Origin of the sequence: Kitasatospora sp. NPDC018058 (assembly GCF_044327205.1) — a bacterium.
Taxonomy (GTDB): domain Bacteria; phylum Actinomycetota; class Actinomycetes; order Streptomycetales; family Streptomycetaceae; genus Kitasatospora.
This window is the reverse complement of record NZ_JBIRFA010000015.1, coordinates 1-11472: the sequence shown is the minus strand read 5'-3', so window position 1 is coordinate 11472 and position 11472 is coordinate 1. Positions and strand designations below refer to the sequence as shown.

The window sequence follows — 11472 nt, the reverse complement described above, 5'->3', positions numbered from 1 at the left end:
CCGCGATGTCGTCCGACCAGACGGGCAGGGCCGAGCGGGCCGACCGGCCGTCGATCCTCGGCCCGGCCGCCGGCTTCGGCGTGACCTTCAAGGCCATGTTCAAGAAGCGGCTCACCGAGCAGTACCCGGAGCAGAAGAAGCCCACCGCTCCGCGCTTCCACGGCCGCCACCAGCTGAACCGGCACCCGGACGGCCTGGAGAAGTGCGTCGGCTGCGAGCTGTGCGCGTGGGCCTGCCCGGCCGACGCGATCTACGTGGAGGGCGCGGACAACCGGGACGAGGAGCGCTACTCGCCGGGTGAGCGCTACGGCGCGGTCTACCAGATCAACTACGCCCGCTGCATCCTGTGCGGGCTGTGCATCGAGGCGTGCCCGACCCGGGCGCTGACCATGACCAACGAGTACGAGCTCGCGGACTCCTCCCGCCGGGACCTGATCTTCACCAAGGAGCAGCTGCTGGTGGGGCTGTCCGAGGGCATGGTCGACACCCCGCACGCGATCTACCCGGGCTCCGACGAGGGCGCGTACTACCGGGGCGAGATCATCGCGGCGGCGCCCGGGACGGTCCAGCAGGAGCGCACCGACCGGGAGAAGGAGGTGCAGCAGTGATCACGCATCTCGCGGCCGGGACCGGGACGACCTCCACTGGTGAGGCCGTCCAGTTCTGGGTGCTCGCGGTGATCGCGGTCGGCGGCGCGCTCGGCATGCTGCTGATGCGCAAGGCCGTGCACAGCGCGCTCTGCCTGGCGGCCACCATGCTGTCGCTGGCGGTCTGTTACATGGCCCAGGGCGCGGTGTTCCTGGGTGTGGCGCAGATCGTGGTCTACACCGGCGCGATCATGATGCTGTTCCTGTTCGTGGTGATGCTGGTGGGCGTCACCAGCGAGGACTCGCTGAAGGAACAGCTGAAGGGCCAGCGGTTCGCGGCGGTGCTGTGCGGGCTGGGCTTCGGCGTGCTGCTGATCGCCGGGATCGCCGACGCGAAGCTGAACCACTTCACCGGGCTGACCGAGGCGAACGCCGAGGGCAACGTGCCGGGCCTGGCCCGGCTGATCTTCACCCGCTACGTCTGGGCCTTCGAGGTCACCGGCGCGCTGCTGATCACCGCGGCGATCGGCGCGATGGTGCTGACCCACCGGGAGCACGTGAAGGCCCCGAAGACCCAGCGCGAGCTGGCGGAGCAGCGGGTCAAGGACAACCTCCAGTTGCCGCCGCTGCCGGCCCCGGGCGTGTACGCCCGGCACAACGCGGTGGACGTCCCGGCGCTGCTGCCGGACGGCACCGTCGCCGAGGACTCGGTGATGGCGACGCTGCGCGCGCGCGGCCAGATCCGGGACGTCAGCCAGGCGATGCTGCAGCGGATGGCGGAGCTGGAGAACACCACGGCGGACTGGCTGGGCCGTCCGTCCTCGGAGCGGCCGGCGGTGGCGCCGCCGCGCAAGTCACTGGAGCCGGCGGGCGCCGGCAACGGCAACAACGGCAACAGCGGCAACAACGCCGGCCAGGCCGGCGGGGCGGACGAGGAGGGCGTGCGGTGAACCCGGTCAACTACCTGTACCTGTCGGCCCTGTTGTTCACCATCGGCGCGTCCGGGGTGCTGATCCGGCGCAACGCGATCGTGCTGTTCATGTGCGTGGAGCTGATGCTGAACGCCTCGAACCTCGCGCTGGTGACCTTCTCCCGGCTGCACGGGACCCTGGACGGCCAGATCATCGCGTTCTTCACGATGGTGGTCGCGGCGGCCGAGGTCGTGGTCGGCCTCGCCATCATCGTCTCCATCTTCCGGACCAGGCACTCCGCTTCGGTCGACGACAGCAACCTGATGAAGCTGTAGGCGGAGGGCCTTCGGTGAACTCTCTCATTCCGCTGCTGGTGGCGGCTCCGCTGGCCGGTGCCGCCCTACTGCTACTCGGCGGCCGGGCACTGGACCGGTTCGGCCACTGGCTGGCCACCGCGCTCGCCGCGCTCTCGTTCGGCTTCGGCCTGGCGCTGTTCTCGGACATGCTCGGCCGCGACGCCGAGCACCGGGCGGTGGCCGAGCACCTGTTCAGCTGGATCCCGGTGAACGGCTTCCAGGCCGACATCTCCTTCCAGCTCGACCAGTTGTCGATGACCTTCGTCCTGCTGATCACCGGCGTCGGCACGCTGATCCACCTGTACTCGGTGGGCTACATGGCGCACGACGAGCGCCGGCGCCGCTTCTTCGCCTACCTGAACCTCTTCCTGGCGGCCATGCTGCTGCTGGTGGTGGCCGACAACTACCTGCTGCTGTACTTCGGTTGGGAGGGCGTGGGCCTGGCCTCGTACCTGCTGATCGGCTTCTGGCAGCACAAGCCGAGCGCGGCGACGGCGGCGAAGAAGGCCTTCATCGTCAACCGGGTCGGCGACATGGGCCTGTCGATCGCGATCATGCTGATGTTCGCCGAGTTCGGCTCCTTCGCCTTCGGCCCGGTCTTCGGCGGGGCGTCCCAGGCGAGCGAGGGCAAACTGACCGCGATCGGTCTGATGCTGCTGCTGGCGGCCTGCGGCAAGTCGGCCCAGGTGCCGCTGCAGTCCTGGCTCGGGGACGCGATGGAGGGCCCGACCCCGGTCTCGGCCCTGATCCACGCGGCCACCATGGTGACCGCCGGCGTCTACCTGATCACCCGTTCCTCGGTGATCTTCAACCTGGCGCCGGACGCGCAGACCGCCGTGGTGGTGGTCGGCGCGGTCACGCTGCTGTTCGGTGCGATCGTCGGTTGCGCCAAGGACGACATCAAGAAGGCGCTGGCCGGCTCGACCATGTCGCAGATCGGCTACATGGTGCTGGCCGCCGGGCTCGGCCCGATCGGCTACGTCTTCGCGATCATGCACCTGGTGACCCACGGCTTCTTCAAGGCCGGGCTGTTCCTCGGCGCCGGGTCGGTCATGCACGGCATGAACGACGAGGTGGACATGCGCCACTACGGCGGCCTGTGGAAGCACATGAAGATCACCTTCGTCACCTTCGGCCTCGGCTACCTGGCGATCATCGGCTTCCCGGGCCTGTCCGGCTTCTACTCCAAGGACAAGATCATCGAGGCCGCCTTCGCCAAGGGCGGTACCGAGGGCTGGATCCTCGGCGGGTGCGCCCTGGTCGGCGCGGCCGTCACCGCGTTCTACATGACCCGGGTGATGCTGCTGACCTTCTTCGGCGAGAAGCGCTGGCAGCCGGACGAGGAGGGCAACCTCCCGCACCCGCACGAGTCGCCGGGGACCATGACCGTCCCGATGATCCTGCTGGCCGTCGGCTCGGTCTTCGCGGGCGTGCTGTTCGACTTCAACGGCTCCTTCCTGAAGTGGCTGGAGCCGGTCACCGGGTACAGCGAGGGCGACTCGCCGCTCGGCTCGTGGACCGTCACCGGGCTGACCACGGTCTGCATGCTGGCCGGCGTCGGCCTGTCGTACCTGATGTACGGGCGCTCGCCCGTCCCGGTGGTCCCGCCGGTCGGCTCCCCGCTCACCCGGGCCGCCCGCCGCGACCTGCTGCAGGACGACTTCAACCACGCGGTGCTGGTGCGGCCGGGCTCGGCGCTCACCGCGACGCTGGTCTACTTCGACAGCCGCGGCCTGGACGGCTTCGTCAACGGCCTGGCCGCCACCATCGGGGGCCTGTCCAGTCGGCTGCGGCGGGTCCAGAACGGCTTCGTCCGCTCGTACGCGCTCTCCATGTTCGGCGGCACGCTGGTGCTGGTCGCCTCGACTCTCCTGATGAGGTCCGTGTGATGACTCGTCCTGAAACGCGTCGGGAGGCCAGGCCCATGAGCGAGCGATGCGAGCGAACCGTCGAATGCCGCGTGTGGGCGAATGCCCCTGCCGAACGAAGCGAGGTGGGCGCATGAGTGTGTTGTTGACCGCCACCTGCGCCGTCCCGGCGGCCGGTGCGGTGCTGACCGCCGCCCTGCCCGCCGGGTCGACCGGGTTCCGGCGCACCACCACCAAGGCCGTCGCCCTGGGCGTCTCCGCCGTGACCCTGGCGCTGGCCGTCGTGGTGGCGACCCGGTTCGACGGGCACGGCGCCCGCTACCAGCTGACCGAGTCGTACAGCTGGATCCGCTCCTTCGGTATCAGCTTCTCGCTCGGGGTGGACGGCATCGGCGCCGTGCTCGCCCTGCTGACGGCCGTCCTGGTGCCGATCGTCATGCTGGCCTCCTGGCACGACGCCGACCCGGCGCCCGCGGCCCCCGACGGCACCTTCGACCCTGACACCTTTGAGAACCGAAGGAGGACCCAGGGCTTCTTCGCCCTGATCCTGGCGGTGGAGGCGATGGTGATCGTCTCCTTCTACGCCACCGACATCTTCCTGTTCTACGTGTTCTTCGAAGCCATGCTGATCCCGATGTACTTCCTGATCGGCGGCTTCGGCGACCGGGCCGGCGGCCCCGAGTCGGCGCGCCAGCGCTCCTACGCGGCCGTCAAGTTCCTGCTGTACAACCTGCTCGGCGGCCTGGTGATGCTGGCCGCCGTGATCGGGCTGTACGTGATCGCGCAGGACCAGGGCTTCAGCACCTTCGACCTGCCGACCCTCACCAACGCGATCGCCGACGGCAAGCTGCAGCTGACCGGCAGCGCCGAGAAGGCGCTGTTCCTCGGCTTCTTCTTCGCCTTCGCGGTGAAGGCCCCGCTGTGGCCGCTGCACACCTGGCTGCCGAACGCGATGGGCGAGGCCACCGCCGGGACCGCCGTCCTGATCACCGCCGTGGTGGACAAGGTCGGCACCTTCGCGATGCTGCGGTTCTGCCTCGGGCTGTTCCCGGACGCCTCGAAGGCCTTCGCTCCGGCGATCCTGGTCCTCTCGCTGATCGGGATCGTCTACGGCGCGCTGCTGGCGGTCGGCCAGAAGGACATCAAGCGGCTGGTCGCCTACGCCTCGATCTCGCACTTCGGCTTCATCATCATGGGCATCTTCGCCCTGACCAGCCAGGGCCAGAGCGGCGCGACCCTCTACATGGTCAACCACGGCATCTCCACCGCCGCGTGGATGCTGGTGGCCGGCTTCCTGATCTCCCGCCGCGGCTCCCGGCTGATCGCCGACTACGGCGGTGTGCAGAAGGTCGCCCCGGTGCTCGCCGGGACCTTCCTGATCGGCAGCCTGGCGACCCTGTCGCTGCCGGGGCTGGCCCCGTTCGTCAGCGAGTTCCTGGTGCTGGTGGGCACCTTCACCCGCTACCCGGCGATCGGCATCGTCGCCACCTTCGGCATCGTGCTGGCCGCGCTGTACGCCCTGCTGCTGTACCAGCGCACCATGACCGGCCCGGTGAAGGACCGGGTCCGGACGATGCCCGACCTCAAGGCCCGCGAACTCGCCGTGGTGGCGCCGTTGGTGGCGCTGACGATCCTGCTCGGCGTCTACCCCAAGCCGCTCACCGACCTGGTCAACCCCTCGGTGAACGCGACGCTCTCGCAGGTCCACCAGACCGACCCGGCGCCGGCCCACCCGGTCGCCGCCACCTCAGGAGGTGAGCAGAAGTGAGCGTCACCGCAGTGCTCGCCGCCGCCGGCGGCAACACCCCCAGCATCCCGGCGCCGCACATCGAGTACGGCCAACTCTCTCCGATGCTGGTGGTGTTCGGCGCCGCCGTGACCGGCATCCTGGTCGAGGCCTTCGTGCCCCGGCGGCTGCGGCACTGGACCCAGGTCTCGCTCGCCCTGGTCGCCCTGATCGGCGCGTTCACCGCCGTGGTGGTGCTGGCCGTGCAGGGACACGGCGCGCCCCGGATCGACCTGCTGGCCATGGAGTCGGTCGCCCTGGACGGCCCGTCACTGTTCCTGCAGGGCGTGATCCTGCTGGTCGCGGTGGTCGCGGTGCTCACCTACGCCGAGCGCAGGCTGGAGCCGAAGGCCGGCGGGCTGCCCGTCGACGCCTTCGCCGCCCAGGCCGCCGCCACCCCCGGCGGCGAGCAGGAGCGGGCCGCGATCCGGGCCGGCTTCACCACCGGCGAGGTCTTCCCGCTGACCATGTTCGCGGTCGGCGGCATGCTGCTCTTCCCCGCGGCCAACGACCTGCTGACGATGTTCGTGGCGCTGGAGGTCTTCTCCCTCCCGCTCTACCTGCTGTGCGCGCTGGCTCGCCGCCGGCGGCTGCTCTCCCAGGAGGCGGCGGTCAAGTACTTCCTGCTCGGCGCCTTCGCGTCGGCCTTCTTCCTGTTCGGCACCGCGCTGCTGTACGGCTACGCCGGCAGCGTGAAGCTCGGCGACATCGCCGACGTCATCTCCGGCAAGGCGATGACCACCCCGGCGCAGCTGAGCACCACCCAGAGCGACGCGCTGCTGCTGACGGGCCTGGCGATGCTGGCGGTCGGTCTGTTGTTCAAGGTCGGCGCGGTGCCCTTCCACTCCTGGATCCCGGACGTCTACCAGGGCGCGCCGACCCCGGTGACCGGCTTCATGGCGGCGGCCACCAAGGTCGCGGCCTTCGGGGCCTTCCTGCGGCTGTTCTACGTGGCCTTCCCGGGCCTGCGGCTGGACTGGCGGCCGGTGCTGTGGGGCGTGGCGATCCTCACCATGGTGGTGGGCGCGGTGCTGGCGGTGACCCAGCAGGACGTCAAGCGGCTGTTGGCGTACTCCTCGATCGCGCACGCCGGGTTCATCCTGACGGGCGTGATCGCCGTCAACAAGCAGGGCCTGTCCTCGGTGCTGTTCTACCTGCTGGGGTACTCCTTCGTGACGCTCGGCGCCTTCGCCGTGGTCACCCTGGTGCGCGACTCCAAGGGGGAGGCGACCCACTTGTCCAGCTGGGCGGGGCTGGGGCGGCGCTCGCCGCTGGTGGCGGCGGTGTTCGCGCTGTTCCTGCTGGCCTTCGCCGGGATCCCGCTGACCTCCGGCTTCACCGGGAAGTTCGCGGTGTTCCAGGCGGCGGCGGCCGGCGGGGCGACGCCGCTGGTGGTGGTCGGTGTGCTGAGCTCGGCGGTGGCCGCGTTCTTCTACATCCGGGTGATCGTGCTGATGTTCTTCTCGGACCCGAAGCCGGGCGGCCCGACGGTGGTGATCCCGAGCGCCTTCACGGCGACCGCGATCGGGGTGGGGGTGCTGGTGACGCTGGGTCTCGGCCTGCTGCCGCAGTACTTCCTGGACCTGGCGTCCAAGGCCTCCCTGTTCGCGTACTGACCGTCACCGGTCGGTTTGCTGGAGATCGGTCCGGAAGTCAGGGCCGATCTCCAGCCTTTATTTCCAGACGAATTCGCCCCCACCGCCGCAACACCCCGACAGCCGCCCTGACCAGGCATTCCGGCCCGATCATGACAGGATCCGCACGCCCGTGCAGTGATCCACTCACGACCGGATACCCTGCCTGTATGGCCAGCGGCGGCACTCAGGGACCAGGCCGCTAGATCGACCAGGGACAGAGGAGTGGTCTTCGTGACCGTCGTGGAACCCTTCGGGCTCAGCGTGCAGGACCGCGACCTGACCCGGGACGTCCAGGCCGGACTGGAGGCGGTGGAGGCGGCGCTCGGAGAGGCCGTCAAGAGCGACGTCCCCTTCATCACCGTCACCGCCAGTCACCTCCTGGAGGCCGGCGGCAAGCGCTTCCGTCCGCTGCTCCTGCTGCTGGCCGCCCAGTTCGGCGACCCGGGTGCGTCCGGCGTGGTGCCCGCCGCGGTGGTCGTCGAGCTGACCCACCTGGCCACGCTGTACCACGACGACGTCATGGACGAGGCGCCGGTGCGCCGCGGCGCCGAGAGCGCCAACTCCCGCTGGGACAACTCGGTCGCCATCCTCACCGGCGACTTCCTCTTCTCCCGCGCCTCCCAGGTCCTGGCCGACCTCGGCCCGGAGGCCGTGCGGATGCAGGCCGAGGCCTTCGAGCGGCTGGTCACCGGCCAGATCCTGGAGACCCGCGGCCCGGGCCCGGAGGCGGACCCGCTGCTGCACTACCTGGACGTGCTGGAGGGCAAGACCGGATCGCTGATCGCCGTCTCCTGCCGGCTCGGAGCGCAGATGGCCGGCGCCGAGCCCTGGCAGGTCGACACCCTGGGCGAGTTCGGCGAGCGGATCGGCATGGCCTTCCAGCTGGCCGACGACGTGCTCGACATCGCAAGCGACGGCCACGAGTCCGGCAAGACCCCCGGCACGGACCTGCGCGAGGGCGTGCCGACCCTGCCGACCCTGCTGCTGGAGCAGATGCCCGTCGACCCGGCCGACCCGGACGACGTGCGGCTGCGCGAGCTGCTCACCCAGGACCTCGCCGACGACGAGCTGCACGCCGAAGCGCTGCGCCTGCTGCGCCGCCACCCCGCCCTGGAGCGCGCCCGCCGGGAGACCCTGCGGCACGCTGAGGAGGCCCGGGCGCTGCTCGCCCCGCTGCCGGACTGCGCGGCGAAGGCGGCCCTGGAGGGGCTCTGCGACGCGGTGGCGATCCGCACCATGTGACCGGGCCCGGCGGTCGCTCCCCGTGAACGGGGCGATCCGGGCCTTGCCCTCCGGCGGCGTGCGCGGATGGGGGAGACTGACTCCCGTCAGCTCACGCCTGCCCGGAAGGTCGCCATGCGTCGCGTCGTCATCGCCGAGGACTCCGTACTGCTGCGGGAGGGTCTGACCCGGCTGCTCACCGACCGGGGCCTGGAGGTCGTGGCGGGCGTCGGGGACGGCGACGCCCTGGTGAAGACCATCCACGACCTGGCGGCGGCCGACGCCCTGCCGGACGTGGTGGTCTCCGACGTGCGGATGCCCCCGACCCACACCGACGAGGGCCTGCGCGCCTGCGTGGAGCTGCGCGGTCACTACCCGCAGCTGGGTGTGCTGGTGCTGTCGCAGTTCGTGGAGGAACGTTACGCCTCCGAGTTGCTGGCCGGTTCCACCCGAGGCGTCGGCTACCTGCTGAAGGACCGGGTCGCCGAGGTGCGCGAGTTCGCCGACGCGGTCGTCCGGGTCGCCGAGGGCGGCACCGCGCTGGACCCCGAGGTGGTGCAGCAGTTGCTCAGCCGCAGCCGCAAGGGCGACGTTCTGGCCAATCTCACCCCGCGCGAGCGCGAGGTGCTCGGCCTGATGGCGGAGGGCCGCACCAACGCGGCGGTGGCCAAGCAGCTGGTGGTCTCCGACGGCGCGGTGGAGAAGCACGTCAGCAACATCTTCCTCAAGCTCGGCCTCGCCCAGAGCCCGGAGGACCACCGCCGGGTGCTCGCGGTGCTCACCTACCTGAACTCCTGACCCGGTCCGACGGGCCTCGCAGGACCGGCCGCCGGAGCGCGGAATGATCTCCGGCGGCCGTGCGTTGTCGCTATGTGCGGTACCGGGACGGGCGGGTGAAATTCCGGCCGGAGTTCCGGTCGGGCTCAAGGTCGCACGCATAGGATGCGAGCGGTGCACCAGGCGGGCGGGGCACGGGGCCGCGCCCGCGGTGGTGCGCCCACGAGGAGGTCCGCGGCAGTGACCAGTCAGGTCGATCAGTCAGAGGCAGTGGACGGATCGGGCGGCGACGAGGGTCGTACCGGCAACGGTGACGGACGCCCCGGCGCGAACGGGCCCGCCGGTCCGCACGCCCCGGGTGGCCCGCCGTCGAAGCGCGCCAAGCCCGTTCGCAGACTCGACCGGGTGATCATCCGCTTCGCCGGTGACTCCGGTGACGGCATGCAGCTCACCGGTGACCGGTTCACGTCGGAGACGGCCGCCTTCGGCAACGACCTCTCCACGCTGCCGAACTTCCCGGCCGAGATCCGGGCCCCCGCCGGGACGCTACCGGGCGTCTCGTCCTTCCAACTGCACTTCGCCGACCACGACATCCTCACCCCGGGCGACGCCCCGAACGTGCTGGTGGCGATGAACCCGGCGGCGCTGAAGGCGAATCTGCCCGACCTGCCGCGCGGCGCGGAGATCATCGTCAACACCGACGAGTTCACCAAGCGCGCGCTGGCGAAGGTCGGCTACCCGGCCGACCCGCTGAGCGACGGTTCGCTGGACGGCTTCCACCTGCACAAGGTGCCGCTGACCACGCTGACCCTGGAGGCGCTCAAGGACAGCGGGCTGGCCCGCAAGGACGCCGAGCGCGCCAAGAACATGTTCGCGCTCGGTCTGCTGTCGTGGATGTACCACCGCCCGACCGAGGGCACCGAGCGCTTCCTGCGCGGCAAGTTCGCCAAGAAGCCGGAGATCGCCGAGGCCAACATCAGCGCCTTCCGGGCGGGCTGGAACTTCGGCGAGACCACCGAGTCCTTCGCGGTCTCCTACGAGGTGCCGCCGGCCAAGCTCCCCTCCGGGCGTTACCGCAACATCTCCGGCAACCTCGCCCTGTCCTACGGCCTGATCACCGCCGCGCAGCGCTCCGGCCTGCCGCTCTACCTGGGCTCGTACCCGATCACCCCGGCCTCGGACATCCTGCACGAGCTGTCCAAGCACAAGAACTTCGGGGTGCGCACCTTCCAGGCTGAGGACGAGATCGCCGGCATCGGCGCCGCTCTCGGCGCCGCCTTCGGCGGGGCGCTGGGCGTGACCACCACCTCCGGGCCCGGTGTCGCGCTCAAGTCCGAGACCATCGGCCTGGCCGTCTCGCTCGAACTCCCGCTGCTGGTCGTGGACATCCAGCGCGGCGGCCCGTCCACCGGCCTGCCGACCAAGACCGAGCAGGCCGACCTGCTGCAGGCCATGTTCGGCCGCAATGGCGAGGCCCCGGTGCCGATCGTCGCCCCGGCCACGCCCGCCGAGTGCTTCGACGCCGCACTGGAGGCGGCCCGGATCGCGGTGACCTACCGCACCCCGGTGTTCCTGCTCTCGGACGGCTACCTGGCCAACGGATCCGAGCCCTGGCGGATCCCGGCCGCCGACGAACTGCCCGAGATCGACCCGCAGTTCGCCACCGGCCCGAACCGCGAGGACGGCGCCTTCTGGCCGTACCTGCGGGACCCGCACACCCTCGCCCGCCCCTGGGCGGTGCCCGGTACGGCCGGTCTGGAGCACCGGATCGGCGGCATCGAGAAGCAGGACGGCACCGGCAACATCTCCTACGACCCGGCCAACCACGACTTCATGGTCCGGACCCGCCAGGCCAAGGTCGACGGCATCACGGTCAAGCCGGTGGAGGTCGACGACCCGACCGGCGACGCCCGGGTCCTGGCCCTCGGCTGGGGCTCGACCTACGGCCCGATCACCGCGGCGGTGCGCCGGGTGCGCGCGGACGGCGGCGAGATCGCGCAGGCGCACCTGCGCAACCTCAACCCCTTCCCGGCCAACCTGGGTTCGGTGCTGCGCAGTTACGAGAGGGTCATCGTGCCCGAGATGAACCTCGGGCAGCTTGCGCTGCTGCTGCGGGCGAAGTACCTGGTGGACGCCGAGTCCTACAACCAGGTGCGCGGACTGCCGTTCAAGGCGGCGCAGTTGGCGGACGTGCTGTGGGCGGCGATCGGCACCCTGGACGAGGAGGACCACCGATGAGTTTCCTGAGTCAACCCCTATGCCGCCAGAGTGGTCTCGGGAGTCGTTTTGATCTTGCTGTTGGCCTGGTGGGTGTCGGGGTCGTAGGGTG

At 70.5% G+C, this 11472-nt stretch carries 9 protein-coding genes; all 9 read left to right on the top strand.

Annotated features, from left to right (window positions below; genetic code table 11):
- Nucleotides 1-5 precede the first annotated feature (5 nt).
- The gene (gene nuoI, locus ACH4E7_RS21710) at nt 6-608 is read left to right on the top strand and encodes an NADH-quinone oxidoreductase subunit NuoI (protein ID WP_355670141.1); all 603 of its coding nucleotides are present in this window, start codon (nt 6-8) and stop codon (nt 606-608) included.
- Nucleotides 608-1537, top strand: coding sequence for an NADH-quinone oxidoreductase subunit J (locus ACH4E7_RS21705; RefSeq protein ID WP_396250828.1), 930 nt, complete (start codon nt 608-610; stop codon nt 1535-1537). The genes nuoI and ACH4E7_RS21705 overlap by 1 nt, the downstream gene beginning before the upstream one ends.
- Nucleotides 1534-1833, top strand: coding sequence for an NADH-quinone oxidoreductase subunit NuoK (gene nuoK / locus ACH4E7_RS21700; protein ID WP_188309222.1), 300 nt, complete (start codon nt 1534-1536; stop codon nt 1831-1833). Before ACH4E7_RS21705 ends, nuoK begins: the two co-directional genes overlap by 4 nt.
- Nucleotides 1834-1847: 14 nt before the next feature.
- Entirely contained in the window at nt 1848-3743 is a 1896-nt protein-coding gene (gene nuoL / locus ACH4E7_RS21695; RefSeq protein WP_396250654.1) for an NADH-quinone oxidoreductase subunit L, read from the top strand.
- A 112-nt stretch (nt 3744-3855) separates the two neighbouring features.
- Nucleotides 3856-5490 (top strand): NADH-quinone oxidoreductase subunit M, encoded by a 1635-nt coding sequence (locus ACH4E7_RS21690; RefSeq protein WP_396250653.1) that lies wholly within the window; start codon nt 3856-3858, stop codon nt 5488-5490.
- A complete protein-coding gene (gene nuoN / locus ACH4E7_RS21685; RefSeq protein WP_396250652.1) occupies nt 5487-7124 on the top strand; it encodes an NADH-quinone oxidoreductase subunit NuoN in 1638 nt (545 codons plus the stop codon). The genes ACH4E7_RS21690 and nuoN overlap by 4 nt, the downstream gene beginning before the upstream one ends.
- Nucleotides 7125-7376: 252 nt before the next feature.
- Entirely contained in the window at nt 7377-8387 is a 1011-nt protein-coding gene (locus tag ACH4E7_RS21680) for a polyprenyl synthetase family protein (protein ID WP_396250651.1), read from the top strand.
- Nucleotides 8388-8501: 114 nt separating this feature from the next.
- Nucleotides 8502-9164, top strand: a complete 663-nt coding sequence (locus ACH4E7_RS21675) for a response regulator transcription factor (protein ID WP_355670136.1) — start codon at nt 8502-8504, stop codon at nt 9162-9164.
- Between the two features lie 219 nt (nt 9165-9383).
- Nucleotides 9384-11381 (top strand): 2-oxoacid:acceptor oxidoreductase subunit alpha, encoded by a 1998-nt coding sequence (locus ACH4E7_RS21670; RefSeq protein ID WP_396250650.1) that lies wholly within the window; start codon nt 9384-9386, stop codon nt 11379-11381.
- Nucleotides 11382-11472: the final 91 nt, after the last annotated feature.